Genomic DNA, 25,054 nt, shown 5'->3' on the forward strand with positions numbered 1-25,054 from the left:
AGTACTTGTCAACCGCGGGACGTTGACAAGTACTCACGGCTCGTACTGGATGTAGCGTTGCACCTCGCGCGCCCGCTCCGCTCCGGCGAAGCGGGCGACGAGGTGCAAAGCCATGTCGATGCCCGCGGACACACCGGCCGAGGTGATCACGTCGCCGTCGTCGACGAACCGGTCGTCCGGCCGCACGACGATGCTCGGGTCGATCTCCGCCAGCAAACCCAGTGACGCCCAATGCGTCGTCGCCGGCCTGCCGTTCAGCAGGCCGGCTTTCGCGTAGACCAGGGATCCCGTGCACACGCTGGCCATCAACGGAACCTCGGCGCGCTGCCTGCGGACCCAGCCGAGATGGGCGTCGTCGAGCAGCTGCGGACGCGTGCCCTGGCCGCCCGGGTGGATCAGGACGTCGAGCGGCGGGGCGTCGGCGTAGGAATGATGCGCGCCCAGGACGAGCCCCTTGGCGCACTGCACACTCCCACCCGATGCGGACAGGCAGAACAGCGCGTAGCCGTCGTCCGGGTACATCCGCGTCCACGCGGACAGCACCTCCCACGGTCCGACGGCGTCCAATTCCTCGACGCCGTCGAACAACACGATCCCGATGCGCTTCACCCTGAAATGCTACCGCCCGTGAGTACTTGTCAACCGCGGGACGTTAACAAGTACTCACGGGCGGAGGTTCGCAGGTCGGGTTTGCGGATCTTGCCGGTCGCGGTGCGGGGGAGTTCCTCCGCGATCCGGATGAACGTGGGAATCTTGAACCCCGCGAGCTTCTCTCGCAGCCGGGCGCGCACCGTGTCCTCGTCGAGGGCGGTGCCGTCGGCGGCGACGACGAAGGCCATGCCGGTCTCGCCCCACTTCTCGTGCGGGACGCCGATCACCGCCGCCTCCCGGACGCCGTCCAGCTTCAGCAGCGCCGCCTCGACCTCGGCGGGGTAGACGTTCTCGCCGCCCGAGATGTACATGTCCTTGTAGCGGTCGCAGATGAAGAGGAAGCCGTCGTCGTCGAAGTAGCCGGCGTCGCCGGTGTGCAGCCAGCCGTTCACGATGGTGCGGTCGGTCGCCTCGGGCTGATTCAGGTAGCCGAGCATCACGTTCGGCCCCTTCGCGACGATCTCACCGATCTCGTTCGGTTCGGCGCTCGACCCGTCGGGGCGGACGACGTCGACGTCGGTGAAGAACGTTCGCTTGCCTGCCGATCCGACCTTCGCGCGGACGTCGTCCCCCGACAGCATGGTCACCGACGGCGCGGTTTCCGTCAGACCGTACGCCTGCGCGATCGCGACGCCGCGTTCCTGCCACGGCGAGATCAGCACTTCGGGCAGGGGAGCCCCGGCGACGCAGATGGCCCGCAGGCTGGACAGGTCGGCGCCCGCGAACCGGGGGTGGTGCCAGAGTTCCTGGATCATCGTGGGGACCGCGAAGAACGTGGTGATGCGTTCCTTCTCGATCGTGTCGAGAACGGCGCCGGCGTCGAACTTGCGCAGTAGCACGACGGTGCCCCCGGACAGCAGGGTCGGTGTGACGGCTCCGCCGATACCGCCGATGTGGAACAGCGGCGCCACCGACAGCGTGCGTTCCTTGGACGTCATGTCCTGGGCGAGAAGCTGGTTCATGGCGTTCCACAGCATGTTTCCGTGGCTGAGCATGACGCCCTTCGGTGCGCCGGTGGTGCCCGACGAGTACATGAGCACCGACAGGTCGTCGAGACCCACCTGCTCGTCGATGCGGGTGTCGGGCTGCCCGGCGCGCACACTCTCGTAGGTGTGGGCGGACCACGAGTCGGTCAGCCCGATCCAGGTGGTGACCGGGGACTCCGACTGCGCCAGTTCCTGCGCGACGTCGGCCTGCTGATCTCCGAAGATCACTGTGGTGCAGCGTGAATCGCCGAGAACGTAGCGCGCTTCCTCGGCGGTGAGGCGAGCGTTGAGTGGGAGATACGTGGCGCCGAGCAGCCCGGCCGCGAACATCACCTCGAGCGCCGCGGGGTCGTTGAACCCGAAGAAGCCTACGCAGTCACCCTTCCCGACGCCGAGGGCGCGCAGGCCGTGGGCGAGCCGGCGGGTCCGCAGGGCCATCTCCTCGTAGGTGACGGCTCGTCCGTCGAAGACGAGCGCCTCGTTCCCCGGCGTCATGATGATGCGGCGCTCGAGCCACGAGCCGATGCCTTCGTTGTCCATGGTGACTCCTCGTTCTCTTCGAAACTACTCTCGGGCTCGTGTCAGGCAGACGGGGTGTCTGCGCTCAGGTCGTTGTCCTTGCTTTCCTTCGTCGCGACAAGGAAGACGGCGCTGACCACGCACAGTGCGATGACGAACAGCCCGACCGGGACGATCGACTTGCCGGACGACGCAAACAGTGACGCCAGGATGACGGGGGTGAATCCCGCGCCGACGAGCGTGGCCAGCTGGTATCCGAGCGACGCCCCGGTGTAGCGCGCGCGGGTGCCGAACTGCTCGGAGATGAATGCGGCCATCGGCCCGTAGGTGGCCGAGTGGCAGAGGGTGTACCCGACGAATGCGAGCGCGATGAACGGGAACTGTCCCGTGCCCAGCAGCAGGAACAGTGGGTAGACGCTGAGGATCATCGCCGCGAGACCGGCGAGCATGACCGGTCGGCGGCCGATCCGGTCGGACAGCCGCGCCGATCCGAGAACCAGGAAGATCGCACAGAACTGGCAGAAGGAGAACGCCAGCAGCGCGTCGGACCGCGGGGCGCCGCTCGACACGGCGTACGTGATGGCGAAAGTGGTGAACGCGGTCTGCATTCCGAAGCTCGCGATGCAGCTCATCGACGCCACGACGACCGCGCGTGGCCGCTTCAGGATGGTGACGATGGGCGGGGTGGTGTCCTTCTGGGCCGATTCCTTCAGCGCCGCCGTGAACAGCGGGCTCTCCGACACCTTGGACCGGACGAACAGGCCGAGGGCCAGCATGAGCGCCGAGATGAGGAACGGAATGCGCCAGCCCCACGTCAGGAACTGCTCGTCGGGCAGTAGGGACACGGCGGCCAGGGCGAGGGTGCCGAGCAGTGCACCGGTCGGCGCACCCGCGTTGGTGAACGCCGCGGCGAAGCCGCGTTTGCCGGATTCGGCGTGCTCGAGCGACATCAGCGCTGCGCCACCCCATTCGCCGCCGACGGCGAGTCCCTGGCAGACGCGGAGGAGGACGAGAAGCACCGCCGCCCAGGATCCGATCATCTCCGGCGGGGGAATGAGCCCGATCGCGAACGAGGCGATCCCCATGACGGTCATGGAGATCAGCAGCATCGCCTTCCGGCCGACGGTGTCGCCGAAGTGGCCGAAGAGGATTCCGCCCAGCGGGCGTGCGACGTAGCCGGCGGCGAATGTCCCCATCGACGCGATGGTCGCGGCGAGCGGGTCCAGGCCGGCGAAGAACACCGGGCCGAAGACGAGGGACGCCGCGGTGGCGTAGAGCAGGAAGTCGTAGAACTCGATGGTGCTGCCCAGGTAGCTCGACAGGATCACCCTGCGAACTTCCTTCTTGCGTCGGGTGGCCGACATGGTGCCGGCGGTGGCGGTGACCGTCATCGATACTCCTTGGCCGAGCGTGGGACAACAGAGCGGAGCGCATGTGTAGCGCGGATCACAATTAAACATTAATCATTGAAGTTGTCAATGGAAGAGATTGCCAACGCTTCGGGGGTCGTGGTCGCAGACGGCCGCCGGGGCCGCGGCTCGCGTGAATCATTCACGCGGGCAATCGGACCCGTCAGGACCGTGTGAGCCTGCGCCCGATGATCTCCTTCATGATCTCGGTGGTGCCGGCGTAGATCGGCCCGCCGCGGCAGTCGAGGTAGTCCTGCGCGACGTCGTACTCGCGCATGTACCCGTAGCCGCCGTGTAGTTGGACCGCCCGCTGGACGACCCGCTGCTGCAGCTCGGTGATCCACCATTTCGCCATCGTGGCGGTCACTTCGTCGAGCGCGCCGTGCGCGGCGTCGAGGATGCAGCGGTCCGTGAAGCACTGCGCGATCTCGATCTCGGTGGCGAGTTCCGCGAGGTAGAAGCGGTTGGCCTGGAAGTCGGCCACCCTCCGGCCGAACGCCGTGCGGTCGCAGCTGTACGTCAGGGCCTGGTCGAACGTGCGGCGCATCGACGCCATGGACGTGACGGCCACGCTGAGACGCTCCTGAGGCAGATTGTGGCGCAGGTAGCCGAAGCCGGCGTTCGGTTCGCCGAGGACGTTCTCACGGGGGACGAGGACGTCGTCGAACACGAGCTCGGCGGTGTCCTGGGCGCTCAGCCCGACCTTGTGCAGCGGGCCGTTGCGGGTGAATCCGTCCATTCCGGCTTCGACCACCAGCAGGCTCATGCCCTTCTTGCCCGCGGCCGGATCCGTCTTGGCCACGACGATCACGAAGTCGGCGAGCATGCCGTTGCTGATGAAGATCTTGGTCCCGTTCAGGACCAGGTTGTCGCCGTCGACGACGGCGGTCGTGGAGATCGCGGCCAGGTCGCTACCCGCGCCCGGCTCGGTCATGGCGATCGCCCCGATCTTCTCGCCGGTGCACAGGGGTGTCAGGAATCGGTGCTTCTGCTCCTCGTTCGCGAGCGACGCGAGGTAGGGCGTGACGAGGTCGTTGATGCCGGCCAGGCCCATCACGACGGCGGGCGCCCCGACGCGGCAGAGTTCCTCGATGACGATGGCATTGAAACGGAAGTCGTCGGTTCCGCCACCGGCGAATCGCTCCTCGACATTGATCCCGAGGAGCCCGAGCTTGCCTGCCTGACGGTAGACGTCCCGATCGACCTGCCCCGCATCGGCCCATTCGCGAAGGCGTGGGGCGACGTCACGTTCGGCGAATCGGCGCACCGTGTCCCGGAACGCATCGTGATCGGCGTCGAAGATGGTCCGTTCCAGTGCAACCGGAGACATGCAAGGTTCCTTTCGTCGGCAGGCGCGCATTGCACGCCTGCATGCCCGAAAGGAACCTATCTATCAATCATTGATAATGTCAATGATTAGGGACGGTCGCCGACGTCAATACCAGTACTTCCGCCCGCCGACCGCGCGGCCCGTCGTGCCCAGCAGCAGAAGTACGAGGCCGACGACGAGGAGGATGATTCCGATCGTCGTGAGAATCGAGATCCCCGTGACGAGGCCGATGACGAGCAGGATGAGTCCGAGAACGATCACGGTCTTCCCTCTTTCGGTTGACTGCTTGGAACTACTGACTCGGTTGCGGCACTTCACAATCGATCTTCGGGTTGACACCCGCATAGTTGAGCGGCCCGGCGATCACGGTGACGGCGATCGTTCCCGCGCTGGCGCAATCGGCCTGCGCGTCCTTGAAATAGCCGCGCTGGAACACGGCGATGGCGCCGATGATCAGCCAGATGATCACGATCAGCGACAGGAGCCGTCCGATACGCATTTCCGACCTCCCGTGTGGGCACCGGCACCGGGCCGGTGAACCTGTCGTACCCGAACGCTATGTCGCCGACGTGTCGGTCGGCTTCGCGTGTGCTCCATGGGTATTCGTGGAGCTCGTGCCGTCGGTCCGGGCGTTGGCCGGTCCGACGTCGGTGGTGCGGGCGTCCGCGGCCCTGGCGTCGGTGGTGCGGGCGTCGGTGGTGCGGGCGTCGTTCGAGGCGGCACCCGTCGCCTTGACCTCGGGATCGAGCTCGTCCGCCCTCTTCCACTCCTGCTTCAGGTCGTCACGAGACGTGGTCGCCGTGTTCTGGTGAGTCTGCGCATCGACCTGTAGTCGCTTGGCCTCGGCGGCCTTCGCCTCCGCCTCCGCCTGGGCCTTCCGTGCATTGGCCGCAGTCTCCTCCGCCAGCGCTTCGCGCTTCTCGACGACGGACGTCTGCTCCTGCGCCTTCGCGCGGATGCTGTCGGCCTCCCGGTGGCGGCGCTCGTTGCGCTTGCGTGACGCCGCAATGAGCAGCGCGGCCACGGCGAGTACGACGACGATCGCGACGATGATCCAGATGATGGTCATGGTGTCCATTGGCTACTCCCAGCAGTCGTGTTGTTAAAGTACCCAGCCCGCAAACCCGGCAAACAGACCGTGAGCCAATCGCAATCAACGGGCAGGTAGGTCCAGCAGCCGGAGTACTGGAACAGCCCGGCATTCCACTACCGTGAACCGCATGAGCGAGTTGCTGGAACGCGACGGCGTGCGCGGACGTCTCCACCGCCCCGCGGGAGACGCGTCGGCCGGGCTGGTCCTGACGCACGGGGCGGGAAGTGACTGCGACACAAAGCTGTTGCGGGCCGTGACCGAGGGGTTCGTGCAGCGGGGGGTGGCGGTCCTGCGGTTCGACCTCCCGTTCCGGCAGCGCCGCGCGTCGGGTCCGCCACACCCGTCGAAGGCGGCGGAGGACCGGGAGGGCATCGCGGCCGCGGTGGCCGTGATGCGGGAGTTGGTGCCGGCGCCGGTGTGGGCGGGCGGGCACTCGTACGGCGGGCGTCAGGCGTCCATGCTCGCCTCGGAGCGTCCGGGTCTCGTCGACGCCCTGCTCTTGCTGTCGTACCCGCTGCATCCACCGGCCAAGCCGGAGAAGCTCCGCACCGAGCACCTGCCCGGCCTCCGCACCCCGGCCGTGGTGGTGCACGGGTCGAAGGACCCGTTCGCGACCCCCGACGAAATGCGGTCGGCACTCGCACTGATCCCCGCTCCGACGACGCTCGTCGAACTCGAGGGCGCCCGGCACGATCTGGCCCCGGACAGGTTCCCGGTGGTCGAACGCACGGTCGCGGCCATGCTGGACCTTCTCTAGGGCGGCCGAGAGCGTCCGCCCGTGGTCGGTATGTTCGGTGGATGAGCAACGAGCAGTCGGACGCGCCCCATTGGTTCACCACGGCAGTGGCGGCCCCGGTCGACATCGGCCGGGTGGACGTCGCCGGTGCGGAGGTCCACTACCGCGCGTGGGGCCCGACGGGCACTCCCGGGCTCGTGCTCGTCCACGGCGGTGCCGCCCACAGCCGGTGGTGGGATCATGTGGCACCCATGCTGGCCACGGGCCGCCGCGTTGTCGCACTCGACCTGACCGGGCACGGAGACAGCGACCGCCGCCAGGAGTACGGACTGGAACGGTGGGCGGAGGAAGCCCTCGCCGTCGCCAAACCGGCGGGCATCTCGGGGGCGCCCGTGCTGGTCGGGCACAGCATGGGTGGAATGGTGTCGTACGTGGCCGCGCAACTGTTCGGCGAGGACCTGGCCGGTGTCCAGCTGATCGATTCGCCCGTCCTCGCGCGCACGCCGGAAGAGGAAGAAGCGCGGAAGCAGCGGGCCTTCGGTCCGAAGAAGGTCTACCCGTCCCGGGGGGTGGCGCTGGAGCGGTTCCGGTTCGTCCCGCCGCAGGACACCGCGGTGCCCGCCGTCCTGCGCCACGTCGCGGAGACCTCGATGGAGGAGGTGGACGGCGGGTGGTCGTGGAAGTTCGATTCCTCGTTCTTCTCCCGCGAGGGCAGCGGCCATCTGGGCGCGTCCGACCCGCGCTGCCGCCTCGCCTACTTCCGCGCCGAGAACGGCATCGTCACCGACGCCATGATGGACAGCATGCGCAGCCGATTCGGGCCGACCGCGATGGTCGTCGAGATCCCCGATGCCGGACACCACGTGATGATCGATCAGCCGCTCGCGCTGGTCGTCGGTATCCGGACGGTGCTCGCATCGTGGGACGTGGAGGATTCCGTGGCCGGGATGCCGCGCTGAATCAACTGACTCATTCGCCGGACCGCACGGCGGCGACGAACTGCTCGATCAGCGCCGCATCCTTCACCCCGCGGGACGATTCGACGCCGCTCGACACGTCGACACCCCACGCGCCGGTCGCGTCGACGGCGGCCCGCACGTTGCCCGGATGAAGCCCGCCGGCGAGGATCCATTGGCCGTCGGGCCTGCTCTGGTTCGCCCAGTCCCAGGGCACGCCTGCCCCGGCGGTGGCCCCGTCGACGAGGATGCGGTCTGCTCCGAAATCGCCCGAGGTGTCACCGGCGACGACGGCACGGATCACGCCGAGGCCCGCCTCCCGCAACCGGGTGACGTCGTCGGCGGAGGTCAGGTCGTGCACCTGGACGGTGCCGAGACCTGCCGCGGCGGCGATCTCGATCACCTCCGGAACGGGACTCCCCTTGAACACGCCCACCGCGACCGTGTGACCGGTGACCCGGCGGACCAGCGGTGCGGCTTCCTCGGCGGAGATCCGGCGGACGCTGTCGGCGAACACGAAACCCACGGCGTCCACGCCGAGGCGCACGGCCAGATCGACGGAGGCCTCGTCACGCAGGCCGCACACCTTGATGAATGTCACCCCCGCAATTTTACCGGTCGCTCCGAGTCGCCGACGCGGTGCGGGTTCGCGCTCTAGGCTTCGGAACGTGGAATGGCTCAGCGACGTCAGCGTGATCTCAGGGCCTCTGCCCTGGATCCTCACGGGGATCGGCGCGCTCGGCGGCGTGTGGTTGCTCGCCGCCCGCGCCCCCTGGTACCGCACGAAAGCTGTTCCGATCTGCCTGGCCGTGTCGGTGGTCGTCACCGTCGTCCTGTACGTGATGGTCGAAAAGGTTCTCCGGCCGTTCCCCGACCCCATCGAGATGTCCATCTACGTGTGGATCGGTCTGGGGCTCTTCGCGATCATCCTGCTCGTGCCGCGGATCCGTGCGGGCCGGACAGTGACAGCCGCCGTCGGGTCGGTTCTCGCGGTCCTCGCCGTGCTTCTCGCGTCCGCGACGCAGATCAATTGGGTGTTCGACGCCTATCCCACGGTGGGCACGGCATTCGGGGCGGAGCCGTTCGACCGCGTCCAGATGAACGACCTCGGCAGCTCCACCGAGAACGTCGTGACGGGAACGCCGCTCGACGCGTCGTGGACGGCCCCGCCCGGGATGCCCAGCGAGGGACGGGTGCTGACGGCGGCCGTTCCCGGGACGGCGTCGGGGTTCGCCGCCCGCGACGCCGAGATCTACCTGCCGCCCGCCTACTTCGCCAACCCGCGCCCGCTGCTGCCCGTGCTCGTGATGCTGGCCGGCCAGCCCGGCTCGCCGGAGGACTGGTTCGCCGGAGGCAAGCTCGCCACCACGATGAACGAGTTCGCCGCGAAACACGATGGACTGGCCCCGATCGTGGTGGTGGCGGACGGCACCGGTTCGCAGATCGCGAACCCCCTGTGCACCGATTCGAAGCTGGGCAACGTGGCCACGTATCTGGCGAAGGACGTTCCGTCGTGGGTGAAGTCGAACCTGCAGGTGAACCCGGACCCCAAGGCGTGGGCCATCGGCGGCCTGTCCTACGGCGGCACCTGTTCGCTGCAGATGGCCACGAACTATCCCGACGTGTATCCGACGTTCCTCGACATCTCGGGTCAGGAGGCGCCCACGCTCGGCGACCACCAGCGCACCCTCGACGACGGCTTCGGCGGTGACGAGGCGGCGTTCAAGAGGGTCAACCCGCTCGACCTGATGGCGGCGAACAAATACCCGGACTCGGCCGGGGTCTTCGTGATCGGCAGCGACGACGATGCCTACAAGCCGGGAGCGCAGAAGGTCTATCAGGCCGCGAAGAACGCCGGAATGGACGTGCAGTACGTGGAAGTGCCTGGCGGGCACAGCTTCGCGGTGTGGTCGGCGGGACTGGAGAAGGAAATGCCCTGGCTGGCACAGCGGTTGGGGCTGATCGGTTCGTAGGCACCCGCCACGGCCGGAGAGGGGCGACATGACGGCGGCAGCGCGCGTACTGCGGGTGGGTTCGGCCCTGCCCGACCCGCCGTTCGAGTTCCGGGACGGCGAGGCGCCTGCGGGTTTCGACGTTGAGTTCACCCGGGCGCTCGCGCAGGAACTCGGCCTCGACTGGTCGCTCGTCCCGTACCGCGGCACCGACTTCAACGGCATCTTCGACGCACTGGCGGACGGCGAATTCGACTGCATAGCCTCGGGAACCACCGTGACGCCGGAGCGGCGGACGCGTGCCGATTTCTGTGCCCCGTACCTCGTGTCGGGTCAGTCCCTGGCCGTCGACACGTCCCGGCATCCGGGCGTGCGCGGGGTCGACGACCTGCGCGGCCTGACCGTCGGTGTCCAGCACGGCAACACCAGTCAGCCGATCGTCGATCGCCTGGTCGCGGAGGGCCGCGTGGGCGCGATCCGGGTGTACGCGTACGACCGGATCGGACAGGCCCTCGACGACCTGTCCTCGGGCGGGTGCGACGCCGTCATGAAACTCGCGCCGGTCCTCACCTGGCTGGTCCGGGACCGCCCGCACGTCGAGGTGGTCGAACGGGGGATCTCCCGGGAGGAGATCGCCGTCGCCGTCCGCACCGGTGATCGCGCGCTGCGTGACCGCATCGAGTCGGCGCAGCGCGCCCTGGCCGCGGACGGCACCCTCGACCGGCTGCGGTCGAAGTGGCTCGGGATCGGTGGAACGGACGGTGGCTCGTCATGACACCTGTCGAATAATAGGAACGTGTTCTATATTTGCGGCAACCCTTTGTCTCTCGGCGACTGGAGTGCCCGGCATGTATGAGTGGTCAGATACCGACCTGATGTTCCGCGACGCGATCCGCGGCTTCATCGACAAGGAGATTCGACCGCACGTCGACAAGCTGGAGACCGGCGAGCTGCCTCCGTTCGACATCATCCGCAAGCTCTTCGCCACCTTCGGCCTGGACGAGATGGCCCGGGAGGCGCTCACGAAGTCCCTGGACCGCGAACGCAGCGGCGACGCGGCAGCCGGCGCGAAGGAGGAGAAATCCGGCGGCCTCGGCGGCGCGGGCAGCATGGGCGTCATCATGAACGCCGAACTGGCGGGCGTCAGCCTCGGGCTCGTCGCCTCGCTCGGGGTGAGCCTCGGGCTGGCGGCGGGCACCATCCGCAGTCGCGGGACGCTGGCGCAGAAGGAGCGCTGGCTGCCCGGTCTGGTCACGTTCGAGAAGGTCGGAGCGTGGGCGATCACCGAGCCCGACTCCGGCTCGGACGCGTTCGGCGGCATGAAGTCCTACGTCCGCCGCGACGGCGACGACTACATCCTCAACGGGCAGAAGACGTTCATCACCAACGGTCCCTACGCCGACGTCATCGTCGTCTACGCGAAACTCGACGAGGGGGACTCGTCCGTCGACCGCCGCGACCGGAAGGTCCTCGCCTTCGTCCTCGACGCGGGCATGGAGGGGCTCACCCAGGGGGCGCCGTTCAAGAAGATGGGCATGAACTCCTCGCCCACCGGGGAACTGTTCTTCGACAACGTGCACCTCACCCGCGACCGTCTGCTCGGCGAGACGGAGGACGGCGGCAAGTCGGACGGCAAGTCCAGCGCGAAGGAGAACTTCGCGGCCGAACGGATCGGTATCGCATCGCTGTCACTCGGCATCATCAACGAGTGCCACCGACTCTGCGTCGACTACGCCAAGTCCCGCAAGCTGTGGGGCAAGGAGATCGCCCAGTTCCAGCTCGTCCAGCTCAAGCTCGCCGAGATGGAGATCGCGCGCATCAACGTGCAGAACATGGTCTTCAACGCCATCGAGCGCACGGCGGCGGGGGATCGGGTGAGTCTCGCGGAGGCGTCGGCGATGAAGCTCTACTCCTCGCGGGCCGCCACCGAGGTGGCGATGGAGGCGGTGCAGCTGTTCGGCGGCAATGGCTACATGGCCGAGTACCGGGTCGAGCAGCTCGCGCGCGATGCGAAGTCGCTGATGATCTACGCCGGCAGCAACGAGATCCAGGTGACGCACATCGCGAAGGGCCTGCTGGCGATGTGAGGTCCGCCCCGGGAACAATTGTCGTACGGCGTACGTTAGTGGGGGGTCGTCAACGAAAGGACACCACCGTGAAGGTCACCGCGAGCGCACTGTCGCTGAACGTCGCAGACCCCGTCGCGTCGGCCGAATTCGCCAAGTCCCACCTGGGCTTCGTCGAGGAGATGGCCGCCGAGGGCTTCGTGTCGCTGAAGCGTGCGGACGTCGGCTTCAATCTGGTCTTCCTGAAGACCGGACTGGAGACGTTCAAACCCGCGCGGATCGCCGGTGACGCCGGCCAGGGGCTGCTGATCGCACTCGTCGTCGACGGCATCGACGGCGAATACGAGCGACTGCAGGCGGAGGGCGTCCCGATCGTGACGCCCATCGAAACCGAGCCGTGGGGCGAACGCTACTTCCAGATGAGCGACCCGAACGGGGTGATCATCCAGTTGGTCGAATGGGTGTAGCGGTCACACCGCAGCGAGAAACGGCTCGACGGCCGCGAGCACCTCGGTGCTCGCGGCCACCGCCGTCGAATGGTCGAAACCGGGCAGGATCGTCAGCGACGCACCGGGAATCAGCGCCGCCACCCGCCGGGTGTCGCCGATCCGCTCGGCATCGTTCGAGCCGACGAACAGCAGGGTGGGGACGGCGATCCGGCGCAGGACGTCGTCGTCGACTCCCGGCTCCACACCGGAACGCCGCATGTACGCGGCGAGCGCCTTCGCGTCGTTCGCCATGAACGCCGCCCGCGTCCCGGCGTCGATCGGCCACCCGCGCCGGGCATTCCACTGCCCCAGGAACGCCTCCATACCGTCCCGCTCGAGGACGTCGATGCAGCCCGGGAAGAACAGCCGGTCGAACGCGCCTGCCTGCGGGAGGCTGCTGCCACCGCCGACGATCAGGCTCTCCAGACGTTCGGGCACGCCGACCGCCAACGCCAGCGCGACCCGGCCGCCGAGCGAATACCCCAGCACGTGCGCGCTGGGAAGCTCCAGGTGGTCGAGGACCGCCAGGACGTCGCCGCTGAGCAGATCCATCGCGTACGCGTCCTCGTCGTGCGGCTTGTCGCTGCGCCCGTGGCCCCGCAGATCGACCAGGATCAGCCGGTACCGATCACGCAGCGCGGCGACGTAACCGAATCCGCGCCAGATCGCGTGGGAGAGAGCCGTGCCGTGGACGAGGACGAGCGGTTCCCCGTCGCCGACGGTCTGGTACGCGATCCGGACGCCGTCGACGGGATTGGTAGCGTGCTGCACCCGCCCAGTCTGCAGCACGCGCGTCGCGGCCGACTCGCGGACTGCACTCGGGCGCACAGGCCGGGGGCGATACTGGTGGCATGCCGATTCCCCCGAACCCCGCGCTCGACCCCGAGGAACTGCTGGCCGTGGCGATCGCCGAGGCGGAACTCGGCAAACGTGAGGGCGGAATCCCGATCGGGGCCGCGCTGTTCGCCGGCGACGGAACCCTGCTGGGCCGCGGCCGCAACCGGCGGGTCCAGCACGGCGACCCGTCCGTCCACGGCGAGACGGACGCGTTCCGCGCCGCCGGGCGCCAGCGTGACTACCGCTCGACGATCATGGTGAGCACTCTGTCGCCGTGCTGGTACTGCAGCGGACTGGTCCGGCAGTTCAACATCGGCGCGATCGTCGTGGGGGAGAGCGTCACGTTCACCGGCGGTCACGAATGGCTCCGCGAGAACGGCGTCGACGTCACCGTCCTGCGCGATCAGCACTGCATCGACCTCATGGCCGAATTCATCGAGCGCAGGCCCGCACTGTGGCACGAAGACATCGGCGTCGCCGAATAGCTCTCGCCCGTGCGCCTTTGTGGTAGCCGGGACTACCCGAAAGGCGCACAGGGCCGGAGGCCCTCTCCCGTCATTTCCAGCCACCGGGTGACACCGATGTCGTGGAGGAACTGCCGGTCGTGGCTGACCACGATCAGTGCACCGCGGTAACTGCGCAGCGCCTGCGTGAGGTGCGCGAGGCTCGGCAGGTCGAGGTTGTTCGTCGGCTCGTCCATCAGCAGCAGTCGCGGGGCGGGTTCGGCCAGCAGGATGGTCGCGAGGGCGGCCCGCAACCGTTCCCCGCCCGACAACGCCGACGCGAGAACATCGGAATCGTTGCCCCGGAACAGGAACCGGGCCAGCTGGGCGCGGATCTGTTCCTGCGACGCGTGCGGCGCTGCCGCGGCCACGTTCTCGGCGACCGTCAGCGACTCGTCGAACACGTCGAGTCGCTGCGGCAGGGCCTTGAACGGCACCCGCGGTCCCGCTGCCACGACGGCGTCGAGCAGGGTCGTCTTCCCGACGCCGTTGCGTCCGACGAGCGCGATCCGCTCGGGGCCGACCACGTCCAGCGACACCTGCTGTCCGCTGCGCAGGCTCAGGTCCCGGACGGAGACCACCTCCTGACCCGAGTACACCTCCGTGTCGGGCAGGTCGATGCGCACCTCGCGGTCGTCCCGCAGGGCACTCTCCGCTTCCGTCAGCGAATCCCGCGCCTCGTCGACCTTCGCGATGTGATTGTTCCGCAGCTTTCCCGCCGACTCCTGCGCCTGCCGCTTCCGCAGTCCCATCACGATCTTCGGCTCGCGTTTGTTCTCGAACATCTTCTGCCCGTACCGCTTACGACGGTCGATCTTGATGCGGGCCTCGACGAGTTCCCGCTTCTGCTTCTGCACGTCGCTGCGGGCGTCGCGCACCGCGGCCCGGGCGGCCGCCTGCTCCGCCTCGACGATCTCCCGGTACGCGCTGAAGTTCCCGCCGAACATGCGGATCTCGCCGGCGCGCAGTTCCGCGATGGACGTCATGAGGTCGAGCAGGGCACGGTCGTGGCTGACCACCAGCAGCGTGCCCGGAAACTGTTGCACCACCTCGTAGAGCTTGCTGCGGGACGCGCCGTCGAGGTTGTTGGTGGGCTCGTCGAGTAGTAGCACCTCCGGTTCCCTCAGCAGTTGCGCGGTGAGACCGAGCAGCACGGTCTCGCCACCGGACWGGGTGCCGACGGTGCGGTCGAGGTCGGACGTGCTGCCGAGCACCCGCTCGAGACCGAGCCGGTGCAGGGTCGACACGGCCCGCTCCTCGATGTCCCAGCGGCCGGTCGCGGCATCGAAATCCTCGGGCGTGCCGTCGCCGGACTCGATGCGGTGCAACGCCGCCCGAAGATCGTCGATGCCGAGGATCCGGTCGATCTTCAGCGTGGGGTCGAGCGTGATGTCCTGCGGCAGGTACGCCACCTCGCCCTGTGCCGTCACCGACCCGCGGTCGGGACGCAGGCGCCCGGCGATCAGCCGGAGCAGCGTGGATTTTCCGGAACCGTTGAGACCGACCAGGCCGGTGCGTCCGGGGCCGAAGACGGCGTCGAGGCCGTCGAAGACAGGCTCGCCGTCGGGCCAGGTGAACGTGAGGTCGGACAGGGACAGATATGACTGGGCCATGGGGTACTCCCGAGGTGTGTGCGGATGAAGACTCGCGTGACTACCTCGTCAGGAGCAATGGACCGTTCCCCTCTGTCTGACGCGCCCGGTGCGCATCGGTGACGTTCACGATAGGACGCCACCGATACCCGTGCAATCGAATTAAATCTGGGGACCTTCGGCGCGGAGGTCGTCCACCTTCGCCATGGCTTCACGGAGTTCGGTGAGCCACTGTTCGCTGTGCTGGCCCGCCAGGCGCACCGTCCACATCAGGGCGTCCGACCGCGACCGCGCCACACCGGCGTCGACCAGCGTGTCGAGAACCTTGCGTTCGGGCTGGCGGAGCCGGGTCATCACCGGAACCGCGAGGTGGGTGAACAGCGTCTTGTGGCCGTCGAGGCTGACGCCCCACGCGACCTTGCGTCCGTAGCGCCGTTCGGCCTCGTCGGCGATGCGCATTCGATCGCCCCGGGTGGTTTCGCGGAACCGGGAAATGCGTCCGTCGATCGCGGCCTCCGAACCGGAGTCGGCGGACTCGACGGGCGGCAATTCGCCGACCACCACGATCTCCTCGCGGTCGACCTCGACGGTCGCGGGGCCGGTGAACCAGTCGTCGGGAAGGCGGCCGGCGAACCACTCGGCCGCGTCGCTCGCGTCGGGGACGTCCGCCTGCTGCCATCCACCGGGGCGGCCGAAGCGGCGGGAGCCCGGACCTTGTGCGTTTCTCATGGCGTCCTCCTGGGAGCCGGGTGCCACGATCACCGTGATGCAGCACTGATTACATAATTACACCGATTATTCGAAGCGCGCCACCACGTCAGGCATGATCGAGTCCGTGCGCACCTCAACCGTTCGTCACAGCCCCATCCGTCCCACCCCCACCCGGAAGGCCACCGCCGGAATCGCCGTCCTCGCGATGGTGCTCTCCGCCTGCGGACTCTTCGGACCGGACCAGCCCGACACCGTGTCGCAGCAGTTCGCCGACGCCCTGAACAGCGACGACGTGCAGGCTGCCGCCGCGCTCACCACCGACCCGGCCGCCGCCACCGCCGCGATCACGGCCATGTACGACGGGCTCGGGAACCGGGACGGCACGTACACCCGCACCGACGTGCAGGAGTCGGGCGACAACGGCGGAACGTTCAGGATGGACGTGTCCTGGCCGTTCGCCCCGGGGCAGGAATGGAAGTACAGCACCACCGGCAACGCCACCAAGGAAGGCGACGACTGGAAGATCGTCTGGGACCCGGCCGTGCTCGCACCCGGACTCACCGACGACACCACCGTCCGGTACACCACCACGACGGGAACACCGCCGAAGGTCCTCGCCGCGGATGGCGCGCCGATCCTCGAGCAACAGGTCGTCACGCTGGTCAACCTCGACCAGGGCGCCGACACGGTGGCGGTTGCGTCGTTGCTGTCGCCCATCGCACCGACCATCACCGCGGCCACGCTCCAGCAGGATCTGGCAGGCGCCCAGGGCAAGCCGGTCACGGCCATCTCGCTGCGGGCCGAGGACCTGGCGCCGATCGAACCGCAATTGCGGCAACTCGCCGGAGTCACGCTCGCCCCGCAGACCAGGTTGCTCAGCACGGACAAGGCGCTGGCCTCGCCCACCCTGGCCGGGCTCGGCGACCTGTGGCAGCAGGGGCAGGACGCGTCCGCGGGCTGGGCAGTGCAACTGGTCGGTCAGGACGGTTCGGCGAAGACCGTCGCCGGCGAGCAGGGCCCCGACGCCCCCGACATCGCGACGACCCTCGACCTCCCGATGCAGATGGCCGCCGAGCGGGCGCTCGCCGACGTGCCGCAGCAGGCCGCGATCGTCGCCCTGCGACCCTCCACGGGTGAGGTGCTCGCGGTCGCGCAGAACGCCCCCGCCGACGCGCTCGGCCCGATCGCGCTCACCGGCCTCTACCCGCCGGGATCGACGTTCAAGACGGTGACGACGTCCGCCGCGCTGCAGGCCGGTGCCGCCACCCCGGACACCGTCCTGCCCTGCCCCGGCACCGAGAACATCGAGGGCAGGCAGATCCCCAACGACGACGAATTCGACCTCGGCGCGGTCCCGTTGCACACCGCGTTCGCCCGGTCCTGCAACACCACCATGGGACGGCTGGCGGTCGGGTTGCCGCCCGACGCCCTGCAGAAGGCTGCGCTGCAGTTCGGGCTCGGCGTCGACTACGTCACGCCCGGACTGACCACCGTCACCGGCAACGTGCCGATCGCCGACAGTCCCGCCGCCCGGGTCGAGTCCGCGATCGGACAGGGGCAGGTCACTGCGTCGCCGTTCGGCATGGCTATGGTGGCCGCATCGATCGCGGACGGTTCCACGCCGGCGCCGATGATCGTGCGGGGACAACCCGGGACCGCCGACACGACGGCGCCCGCCGTGCCCGCGAACGTCACCGCCGACCTCCGGACGATGATGCGCGAAACTGTGACGGGAGGTACCGCTACTGCGCTGCAGGACATTCCGGGGCTGCTCGGAAAAACTGGCACGGCCGAGTCCGGAAGTGGTCCCGCTCACGGCTGGTTCGTCGGAATCAAGGACGACCTAGCATTTGCCGTCTTTATTGCAACAGGTGACAGTTCGGCCCCTGCTGTGCAGGCTGCGGGGCGTTTTCTTCGATAAACCCGTTCACGCGTTGCTGTTCGGGGATAAGTTGTGGCTCAACCGTAACTCCTTCGTAGGCAAATGGTGCTTGTTACGCATGTGACTGAAAGCAAGATGGTGGACATGGGGAATGGACGATCGCTTGGCCGCCGCAACAGATACGTGATCGCCCTGACGTCGGCTGTCGTTCTGGCGGTAATTCTGGCGTCGTGCGTGCTGTCGAAAGAGGAGGCGACCGCGCAGTCGGTCGTCGACGACTTCGTCAACGCACTGAACGAGGGCGATGCCGCTGCCGCTGCAGCGCAGACCTCCTATCCCAACGCCGCGGAGACGGCGATTCAGCAGATGTTCGACGGCCTCCATCCCGAGGACGCCAAGTTCGACGTGACCCAGTTCATGGATCTCGGCTCGGATTCCGGCTTCTTCACCGTCGGTGCCGCTTGGCATTTCGGTGAAGGCAAGGATTGGAGCTACCAGGTTCAGGGTGGCGTGCGGAACCTGTCCGTCGGCTGGCGCATCTCCTGGGATCCGTCGATCCTCGCGCCCGACATGGGCAACGGGCGCGTCGTCCGCTACGACCGGACGGACGCCGCACCGCCGCGCGTCTTCGACGCCGTCGGCGGGCTGCTCATGAACGAGCAGACCATCAACTCGGTCACCCTCGATCCCGCGACGATGCCCGATCCCGTCGCGACCACCCGGCGTCTGGCGGAGGTCCTCGAGCCGGTGGCTCCCCTCGTGACGGCCGACTCGATGATGGCGGAGATGGCCGAGAAGCCCGGCCAGCAGGTCACCGCCGTGCTGTTGCGCGACCAGGACTGGCAATTCCTCGAGGAGGACCTCGCGATCCCCGGCGTCGTCACCATCAAGACGCCGAAGCTCATCACGTCGGATCGGCGCATCACGACACCGTTGCTGGATCCGCTGCGCAAGGTGTGGCAGGCCAACCGGGACGCGACGGCCGGCTGGGCCGTCCACCTCGTCGACCCCGACGGCACGCTCATTCCGCAGGCCGGTTTCCAGGGCCCGCCCGGGCCGGACATCGTCGCGACGGTGGACTCCCACCTGCAACTGGCAGCAGAGGAAGCCGTGGTCAGCGTCGGAACCCCCGCGGCGATCGTCGCGATCCAGCCGTCCTCCGGCGCCGTGCTCGCCGCCGCGCAGAACAACCAGGCGATGGAGCAGGGGCCGATCGCGTTCCAGGGTCTCTACCCCGCCGGATCGAACCTCGATCTCGTGAAGAGGGCCGCTGGACTGCAGAAGGGCGTCGACCCGTCCTCGCTGTCGATCGAGGACATCGAGAAGGCGGGCAATCAGCTCGGGCTCGGCATGAACTACAACATCCCGGGCCTCGACCATCAGACCGCCGTCTTCACCGCCGACCAGTCGGGCATGAACCAGGTGATGAACCGCAAGGACAGCGACCTGCCCGCCGTCACGCCGTTCGGGATGGCCATGCTGGCCGCGTCGATCGCACGGGGCAGCGCGCCGGCGCCGATGATCGTCCAGGGACAGCCGGGCACCACCGACGTGGCCGCTCAGCCGCTTCCGGCGAACATCAACGACCAGTTGCGGGGCATGATGCGCGACAACGTGGTGCGGGGCGGTGCGTCGTACCTCAACGGCTACCCGGACCTCATGGGCATGAATGGTGCGAGCGGCGACGACCGCTGGTTCTACGGCTCACGCGGCGACCTGGCCTTCGCGGTCTTCGTCGCCGACGCCGACGGTGGCGACCGCGCGGTGAAGATGACCGACATGCTCTTCCGTGAAATGGCGAAGCCGGCGAACTGACAACGACGGGGACCGTCCGCGCTGAGGGGCGGACCGTCCGCGCTGAGGGAGTAAGTGAGCAAGGGTAAGTTTCTACCTTGTGTCCCTGCTTGATATCGGTCTTCTCGTCGTAGCGGGGTTCTTCGCGGGACTGGTCGGGTTCGTGACCGGCCTGGCGTCCATCGTGTCGTATCCCGCACTCCTCGCCGTCGGTCTGCCGCCCGTGACCGCCAACGTCACCAACACGGTCGCGATGGTGGCGGTCGGCGTCGGCGCGCTGTCCAACTCCACGCGGGAGGTCGCCGACACCGGTCCCAAGCTGTGGCGGTGGGCGCTGTACTCGGCGGCGGGCGGCCTGGTCGGCGCGGGAATCCTGCTGTTGGCGCCCGCGGGGTCGTTCGAGGCGATCGTCCCGTTCATGGTCGCGTTCGCCGCGCTGGCACTGCTGCTGCAACCCCGGCTGCGGGCGCTGGCCGGCGGGCGGGACATGCCCCGCACCTATTCGGTGTCGCTGTTCGTCGTCGCCATCTACGGCGGGTACTTCGGTGCGGGTGCCGGTGTCATCTTCCTGGCGATCGCCCTGATCCTCACCTCGGAGAAGATCTGGCGCGCGACCATTCTGAAGAGCTTTCTCCTCGGCGTCGCGAACCTCGTCGCCGCGATCGGGTTCGCGGCCTTCGGCCCCGTCCACTGGGGCGCCGCCGCCGCGATGGCGATCGGCGCCCTGGCCGGTGGATGGTGCGGCCCACCCGTGGTCAGGCGGATACCGCCGTCCGTCCTCCGCGTCGTCATCGCGATGGCGGGATTCGGTTTGGCCGTGTGGTTGTGGGTGCGCTGAGACCGTTTCTCAGCGCAGCGGGTGTTAGTGCACGCCCTTCATCAGACGCTTGATCCACGGTGCCCCGATAGCGAGGAGCACACCCACGGCGATCGAGCCGAGCCCGACCGCGGTGAAGTACGGGACCTCGTTGTTCTCGTCGTAGTACTTGGCCAGCGTGCCCGCCATCGCGGTGCCCAGGGCGACGGACAGGAAGAACAACGCCACCATCTGGGTGTGGAACGCCTCGGGTGCCAGCTTGGTCGACAGCGACAGTCCCACCGGCGACAGCAGCAGTTCCGCGAACGTGAACAGCAGCAGGATGCCGGCCAGACCCAGCAGCGGTGCGCTGTTGGCGCCGCCACCCGACATCGGGATGAACGCCAGGAACGCGAGACCCATGATGATCGTGCCTGCCGCGAACTTGATCGGCGACGACGGCTGACGGGGGCCGAGTTTCGTCCACGCGGCAGCGAAGACACCCGCGAAGATGATGATGAAGACCGGGTTGATGGACTGCACCCACGACGGCGGGAAGTCCCAGCCGAACAGGTTGCGGTCGAGTCGTTTGTCGGAGTAGACCGCAACCGTGGTGAACTGCTGCTGGAACAGCGACCAGAACACCGCGCTGGCGATGAACATCGGGATGAACGCGTAGACGCGGCTGCGCTCGACGGCCGTGATGCGGCGACTCGACAACATGATCGCGAAGTAGCCGATCGCCGCAACGATGGTGAGGCCGACCACGATGTCCGACATGTTGGCCGCGGTGATCACCCCGGTCAGGGACAGGGCCGCAATCACCACGATCGCGGCGGCGCCGATCGCGATCCACTTGGGCCGCTGGGCGCGGGGAAGGGGATTGGGCGGTTCCGCCCCGATGCCCCGGAGGCGCTTGCGGCCGAGTGTGTACTGGATCAATCCGAGCGCCATACCGATCGCGGCGAGCGCGAAGCCGGCATGGAAGCCGATGGCGTCCTGGGCCCAGCCCGTCAGCAGTGGGCCGACGAGCGCGCCGATGTTGATGCCCATGTAGAAGATGGAGAATCCCGCGTCGCGGCGCTCGTCGTGCTCGTCGTACAGATCGCCGACCAGGGAGGTGGCGTTGGCCTTGAGCCCACCGCTGCCGAACGCGACACAGACCAGACCGATGCCCACACCCCACAGGCCGGGGAACACCGCCAGGGCGATGTGGCCGAGCATGACGAGGATGGCGCTGTAGAACAGGGTTCGCTCGGAGCCGAGGAGCCGGTCGGCGATCCACGCGCCGAGAATGGTCGACAGATACACCGTGCCGCCGTAGGCGCCGACGATGCTGGTCGCGGACGATTCGGCGATTCCGAGGCCACCTTCGGAGGCCGAATAGTAGAGGTAATAGATCAGGATGCCCTGCATCCCGTAGAAGGAGAATCGCTCCCACATCTCGACGCCGAACAGGTTCGCGAGGGCGAACGGCTGGCCGAAGAAACCGCGGTCGGACCGCCGCTCGTCCCGGGCCGGATCGATGGTGTCACTCATGGGAAAACTGTCTCACCTCGAGCGGAAGTTCGTGTGCCGTCGGGGCGGATTCGCCGGTATCAGGTGGTGGCGCGGGCCTTCGTCACGATCTTCGCGACTGCGCGCCAGCCGAGGAGGAACACAGCGAGAACCGTGCCCGCCACGATGATGAAACTGAACACCGTTCCCTGGCCGCTCACCACGCGTAACAGCATGCCCACCACGAGCGTCGACAGCCACACCACGATGCCCGTCGGGACGATGAGGAACGCGTCGAACTTGTCGCGGTAGAGCGCGACGGTCGCGAGCCAGCCGACGGCCAGACCGGACAGGAATGGCCAGGCCGTGGTCGCCAGGCCCGTCAGGGCATTGGCTTCGTCGTGACTGCGGCGGCCGATGGCGCAGAACACGATGACGAGGACGACGTCCAGGGCGAGCGCGGGGAGGTACTTCTTCACACGGCCAGCCTAGAGGTGGTGTCGACGCGGCGTTCCGCCCGATCGGTTCAGCGACCCGGCCCGTGAGTGGCAAAGCGTGTCCGGGGACGCTTTCTCACTCACGTGGGGGGAGGCAGGCGCGCGCGGCGGCGAGCACGGTGGCCCCGGCCGCGTCGAGCGGCTCGGTGCTGCGGAGCGCCCGGGCGAGCACGAACGCGCCCTCCAGGCTGGTGACGAACCCCAGGATCAGGCGCCTCGCATCGGCCTCGCCGAACCCGCGGGCCCGCAGCAGCGCGCTGCCGGAGTCGATCCAGCTCGTGAACACGTCCGCCGTAGCGACGCGGAGCACCTCGTTGGTGCTCGCGACCTCGAGTGCGACCGTGGCGATGGGGCAGGCGTCCGCGTAATCGGTGGCCACCAGGGTGTCGCCCGCCAGCCGGAACCCGACCTCGATCCCCTCGAGGATGTCGGGATGCGCGTCGAGGACGGAGAACACCAGCCGCGCGTACTCCTCGCCCGACGTGCGGATGACCTCCTCGCCGAGCTGCTGCTTTCCGCCCGGGAAGAAGTGGTAGATCGACCCGAACGGGGCGCGGGCCTCCGTCGCGACCTGCTTGAGTCCGGTCCCGGTGTAGCCGTTGCGGCGGAAGAGGTCGCTGCTGGTGCCGAGGATCCGGGCCTTGGTGTCGTTCACTTTTTCTGCCTCCGACCGTTGCGCTCAGTGCGCACCCCATCGTAACCTGGTTCTCAGTAGAACGATCTATCAAATGGAGTGAGCGCCATGAAGCAGATCGAACTCTCCGCAGGCACCGTCGAGTACGACGACACCGGAGGAGACGGCCCCGTCCTCGTGTTCGTCTCCGGCCTGACGATCGACGGCACCGTGTGGCGGCACGTGGTCGAGCGACTCGTCCCGGACTTCCGCTGCATTCTCCCCACCCTCCCGCTCGGCGCGCACCGCATCCCGATGCGGGCCGACGCCGACCTCTCGTTGCGCGGTCTCGGACTGCTCATCGGCGAGTTCCTCGAGAAACTCGACCTGACGGACGTCACGCTCGTGCAGAACGACTGGGGCGGCGCGCAGGTGCTGATCGCGCTCGGCGACACCAGTCGCGTCGGGGCCCTCGTCCTCACGCCGTGCGAGGCGTTCGACAACTACCCACCGGGAATTCCCGGTCGCGCGATCGGTCTCGCGGTGGCAGTCCCCGGTGGCCTCGCCCTGACCATGCAGGCGCTGCGATTCCGGGCGATGCGCCGGGCTCCCGCGGCGTGGGGATGGATGAGCAAGCGTCCGGTGCCGAAACCGGTGATGGACGGCTGGTTCCGCCCCGCGACCACCGATCGCCGGGTACGCCGGGACCTGCGCAAGTACACGACGTCGCTGCCGCCCAAGTCGACGCTGCGCGAATGGGCGGAGGCGAACCGGCGCTTCGACCGGCCGGTCCTCGTGCTGTGGGCGGTCGAGGACAAGGTGATGCCCCGCGACCACGGTCGGCGACTGGCCGAGCTGTACCCGCACGCCCGACTGCGGGAGGTCGAGAACAGCTACACGTTGATGCCCGAGGACCGACCGGACGTGGTGGCGGAGGCGATCCGGGCCTTTGCGGCTTCGCCACCCGTGAGTACTTCTTAACCGCCGGACGTTAACAAGTACTCACGGCTGAGAGTCGGGCTCGGACTCCGTGGAGTGCTGCGTCCGGTTGGTGGTCGGGGTCGACTGCTCCCGGCGTTCGAATTCGAGGTCCATCTCCAGGTCCTCGTGCTGGTTGTGCCGGAACAGGATGAGGAACACCACCCAGCCGACCAGTGCGACGAGGATGTAGCTCACGACGCGGTAGACGAACACGGCCGCGAGGGCCTGCGACGCGGTGGCCCCCGCCGCGGTCAGTGTGGCGATCAGTGTGCCGTCGACGAACCCCAGCCCGCCCGGCGCGAGGGGGATGCTGCCCACGGCCTTGGCCGCGGCGAACGCGATCAGCAGACCCGCGAACGACGGTTCCGCGCCCACCGCCCAGCACGCGAAACCGAGGCACGCGACGTCGGCGAGCCGGTGCACCGCCGACCACCCGAATGTGATGATCGAATCCTTGCGCCTCAGCTCGACCGAATCGAGCTGGCTCAGGATCTCCCGCCACCGCTCGGCGCCGGCTTCGGGGGGATTCTTGCGGAACTTGTTGTACCGGGCGAGCACCCACAGTCCGATCGACTCGATGGAGTCGGGGTTACGTGAGATGTATCGCAGTGCGTAGAACAAGCCGAACGCGGCCACCAGCGACAGCACCAGAGTGACCGGACTCACCTTGGTGCCCACCGCGAATGCGCCCGCGGCGCCGAGAAGCGCGAGGCTGCCCGCGGCGATCACGCCCGAGATCGCCAGCTGCCAGGACGCCACAATGGGGGTGGCACCCCACTTGCGGGTCTGCTTGTAGGTGAAGGCGGTGGAGAACACCTGACCGGCCGGCAGGCTCACGGCCATTGCGGTGCTCGCGTAGATCACGGACACCGACTTCAGCTGGCTGACGACGACTCCGCCCGCCTGCAGCAGCCGCTGCTGGACTGCTCCGTACCCGCTCAGGGACACAGCCTGGGCTGCGATGCAGGCGGCGACCCACCCCCAGTGAATCTCGGTGAGCGCTTTCCACGAGTCGCTGAGTGTGGGCCACAGATAGATTCCCTCGACGGTCAGCAGGGCCAGGAGGCCGGCGCCGAGTAGCCATTTGATCCACCAGTATCGGCTTCGCTGCCGAGGAGGCTCGGCAGTGGGCGGGTCGGATCGAGGCTGTGCCACCTGGCCAGCG

At 68.0% G+C, this 25,054-nt stretch carries 26 protein-coding genes; 11 read left to right on the plus strand and 15 right to left on the minus strand.

Translation table 11 applies throughout. The features are described from left to right. Window positions 1–33: 33 nt before the first annotated feature. The 7 genes from AC1DWT_RS02665 to AC1DWT_RS02695 form a co-directional block, all read right to left on the minus strand. Window positions 34–609, minus strand: coding sequence for a DJ-1/PfpI family protein (locus AC1DWT_RS02665; protein ID WP_477919599.1), 576 nt, complete (start codon window positions 607–609; stop codon window positions 34–36). Between the two features lie 29 nt (window positions 610–638). After that, window positions 639–2,177 (minus strand): p-hydroxycinnamoyl-CoA synthetase, encoded by a 1,539-nt coding sequence (couL, locus tag AC1DWT_RS02670; protein ID WP_477919601.1) that lies wholly within the window; start codon window positions 2,175–2,177, stop codon window positions 639–641. A gap of 41 nt (window positions 2,178–2,218) precedes the next feature. Further along, window positions 2,219–3,547: a p-hydroxycinnamate MFS transporter gene (gene couT, locus AC1DWT_RS02675; protein ID WP_072947565.1), complete on the minus strand. Its 1,329-nt coding sequence runs from the start codon at window positions 3,545–3,547 to the stop codon at window positions 2,219–2,221. A 181-nt stretch (window positions 3,548–3,728) separates the two neighbouring features. Beyond that, on the minus strand, window positions 3,729–4,895 hold the full coding sequence (gene couH / locus AC1DWT_RS02680) for a dihydro-p-hydroxycinnamoy-CoA dehydrogenase (RefSeq protein ID WP_477919602.1): 1,167 nt from the start codon (window positions 4,893–4,895) through the stop codon (window positions 3,729–3,731). 105 nt (window positions 4,896–5,000) lie between these two features. Beyond that, window positions 5,001–5,156 (minus strand): DUF6131 family protein, encoded by a 156-nt coding sequence (locus AC1DWT_RS02685; protein WP_095863450.1) that lies wholly within the window; start codon window positions 5,154–5,156, stop codon window positions 5,001–5,003. Between the two features lie 31 nt (window positions 5,157–5,187). Then, on the minus strand, window positions 5,188–5,394 hold the full coding sequence (locus tag AC1DWT_RS02690) for a hypothetical protein (protein WP_072947562.1): 207 nt from the start codon (window positions 5,392–5,394) through the stop codon (window positions 5,188–5,190). A 57-nt stretch (window positions 5,395–5,451) separates the two neighbouring features. Then, window positions 5,452–5,973: a hypothetical protein gene (locus AC1DWT_RS02695; protein WP_072947561.1), complete on the minus strand. Its 522-nt coding sequence runs from the start codon at window positions 5,971–5,973 to the stop codon at window positions 5,452–5,454. Between the two features lie 142 nt (window positions 5,974–6,115). Between AC1DWT_RS02695 and AC1DWT_RS02700 the strand changes: the two genes are divergently transcribed. Beyond that, the gene (locus tag AC1DWT_RS02700; protein WP_373560158.1) at window positions 6,116–6,745 is read left to right on the plus strand and encodes an alpha/beta hydrolase family protein; all 630 of its coding nucleotides are present in this window, start codon (window positions 6,116–6,118) and stop codon (window positions 6,743–6,745) included. A gap of 41 nt (window positions 6,746–6,786) precedes the next feature. Continuing rightward, complete coding sequence (locus AC1DWT_RS02705; RefSeq protein WP_477919605.1) at window positions 6,787–7,683, plus strand: alpha/beta fold hydrolase; 897 nt, start codon at window positions 6,787–6,789, stop codon at window positions 7,681–7,683. Between the two features lie 10 nt (window positions 7,684–7,693). On the opposite strand, the gene AC1DWT_RS02710 is transcribed toward AC1DWT_RS02705, so the two are convergent. Further along, entirely contained in the window at window positions 7,694–8,281 is a 588-nt protein-coding gene (locus tag AC1DWT_RS02710; protein WP_477919607.1) for a phosphoribosylanthranilate isomerase, read from the minus strand. Window positions 8,282–8,348: 67 nt separating this feature from the next. Between AC1DWT_RS02710 and AC1DWT_RS02715 the strand changes: the two genes are divergently transcribed. The 4 genes from AC1DWT_RS02715 to AC1DWT_RS02730 all read left to right on the plus strand — a co-directional run bounded on the left by AC1DWT_RS02715 (window position 8,349) and on the right by AC1DWT_RS02730 (window position 12,165). Further along, window positions 8,349–9,653, plus strand: coding sequence for an alpha/beta hydrolase (locus tag AC1DWT_RS02715; RefSeq protein ID WP_477919609.1), 1,305 nt, complete (start codon window positions 8,349–8,351; stop codon window positions 9,651–9,653). A 28-nt stretch (window positions 9,654–9,681) separates the two neighbouring features. Next, on the plus strand, window positions 9,682–10,407 hold the full coding sequence (locus AC1DWT_RS02720) for an ABC transporter substrate-binding protein (protein ID WP_095863455.1): 726 nt from the start codon (window positions 9,682–9,684) through the stop codon (window positions 10,405–10,407). A 73-nt stretch (window positions 10,408–10,480) separates the two neighbouring features. Further along, window positions 10,481–11,719 carry an acyl-CoA dehydrogenase family protein gene (locus AC1DWT_RS02725; RefSeq protein ID WP_072947555.1) on the plus strand — a complete coding sequence of 413 codons (1,239 nt, stop codon included), beginning with the start codon at window positions 10,481–10,483 and terminating at the stop codon, window positions 11,717–11,719. Between the two features lie 68 nt (window positions 11,720–11,787). Continuing rightward, entirely contained in the window at window positions 11,788–12,165 is a 378-nt protein-coding gene (locus tag AC1DWT_RS02730; protein WP_072947554.1) for a VOC family protein, read from the plus strand. A gap of 3 nt (window positions 12,166–12,168) precedes the next feature. Here AC1DWT_RS02730 and AC1DWT_RS02735 read toward each other — a convergent pair whose 3' ends face one another. Next, window positions 12,169–12,975 carry an alpha/beta fold hydrolase gene (locus AC1DWT_RS02735; protein WP_074933772.1) on the minus strand — a complete coding sequence of 269 codons (807 nt, stop codon included), beginning with the start codon at window positions 12,973–12,975 and terminating at the stop codon, window positions 12,169–12,171. Between the two features lie 62 nt (window positions 12,976–13,037). Here AC1DWT_RS02735 and AC1DWT_RS02740 point away from each other — a divergent pair, with 62 nt between their 5' ends. Then, a complete protein-coding gene (locus AC1DWT_RS02740; RefSeq protein ID WP_477919612.1) occupies window positions 13,038–13,508 on the plus strand; it encodes a nucleoside deaminase in 471 nt (156 codons plus the stop codon). A 32-nt stretch (window positions 13,509–13,540) separates the two neighbouring features. Here AC1DWT_RS02740 and AC1DWT_RS02745 read toward each other — a convergent pair whose 3' ends face one another. Further along, the gene (locus AC1DWT_RS02745; RefSeq protein ID WP_477919614.1) at window positions 13,541–15,139 is read right to left on the minus strand and encodes an ABC-F family ATP-binding cassette domain-containing protein; all 1,599 of its coding nucleotides are present in this window, start codon (window positions 15,137–15,139) and stop codon (window positions 13,541–13,543) included. Between the two features lie 141 nt (window positions 15,140–15,280). Then, complete coding sequence (locus AC1DWT_RS02750; protein WP_072947548.1) at window positions 15,281–15,847, minus strand: hypothetical protein; 567 nt, start codon at window positions 15,845–15,847, stop codon at window positions 15,281–15,283. Between the two features lie 94 nt (window positions 15,848–15,941). Between AC1DWT_RS02750 and AC1DWT_RS02755 the strand changes: the two genes are divergently transcribed. From AC1DWT_RS02755 to AC1DWT_RS02765, 3 genes are all read left to right on the plus strand, one after another. Then, complete coding sequence (locus tag AC1DWT_RS02755) at window positions 15,942–17,750, plus strand: penicillin-binding transpeptidase domain-containing protein (RefSeq protein ID WP_072947547.1); 1,809 nt, start codon at window positions 15,942–15,944, stop codon at window positions 17,748–17,750. Between the two features lie 96 nt (window positions 17,751–17,846). Beyond that, window positions 17,847–19,526 carry an NTF2-like N-terminal transpeptidase domain-containing protein gene (locus AC1DWT_RS02760; RefSeq protein WP_083395612.1) on the plus strand — a complete coding sequence of 560 codons (1,680 nt, stop codon included), beginning with the start codon at window positions 17,847–17,849 and terminating at the stop codon, window positions 19,524–19,526. A gap of 79 nt (window positions 19,527–19,605) precedes the next feature. After that, window positions 19,606–20,343 (plus strand): sulfite exporter TauE/SafE family protein, encoded by a 738-nt coding sequence (locus tag AC1DWT_RS02765; RefSeq protein ID WP_072947546.1) that lies wholly within the window; start codon window positions 19,606–19,608, stop codon window positions 20,341–20,343. Between the two features lie 24 nt (window positions 20,344–20,367). Here AC1DWT_RS02765 and AC1DWT_RS02770 read toward each other — a convergent pair whose 3' ends face one another. The 3 genes from AC1DWT_RS02770 to AC1DWT_RS02780 form a co-directional block, all read right to left on the minus strand. Then, complete coding sequence (locus AC1DWT_RS02770) at window positions 20,368–21,840, minus strand: peptide MFS transporter (protein WP_072947545.1); 1,473 nt, start codon at window positions 21,838–21,840, stop codon at window positions 20,368–20,370. Between the two features lie 59 nt (window positions 21,841–21,899). Beyond that, window positions 21,900–22,277 (minus strand): DUF3054 domain-containing protein, encoded by a 378-nt coding sequence (locus tag AC1DWT_RS02775; protein ID WP_477919617.1) that lies wholly within the window; start codon window positions 22,275–22,277, stop codon window positions 21,900–21,902. A 94-nt stretch (window positions 22,278–22,371) separates the two neighbouring features. Further along, window positions 22,372–22,950: a TetR/AcrR family transcriptional regulator gene (locus tag AC1DWT_RS02780; RefSeq protein ID WP_072947543.1), complete on the minus strand. Its 579-nt coding sequence runs from the start codon at window positions 22,948–22,950 to the stop codon at window positions 22,372–22,374. 87 nt (window positions 22,951–23,037) lie between these two features. Here AC1DWT_RS02780 and AC1DWT_RS02785 point away from each other — a divergent pair, with 87 nt between their 5' ends. Further along, entirely contained in the window at window positions 23,038–23,889 is an 852-nt protein-coding gene (locus tag AC1DWT_RS02785) for an alpha/beta fold hydrolase (protein ID WP_477919620.1), read from the plus strand. Window positions 23,890–23,910: 21 nt separating this feature from the next. Here the strand turns inward: AC1DWT_RS02785 and AC1DWT_RS02790 are convergent, their stop codons facing one another. Further along, window positions 23,911–25,044 (minus strand): lysylphosphatidylglycerol synthase transmembrane domain-containing protein, encoded by a 1,134-nt coding sequence (locus AC1DWT_RS02790; protein ID WP_072947541.1) that lies wholly within the window; start codon window positions 25,042–25,044, stop codon window positions 23,911–23,913. Window positions 25,045–25,054: the final 10 nt, after the last annotated feature.

The sequence above is a fragment of the Rhodococcus sp. P4_B6 genome (assembly GCF_056402215.1).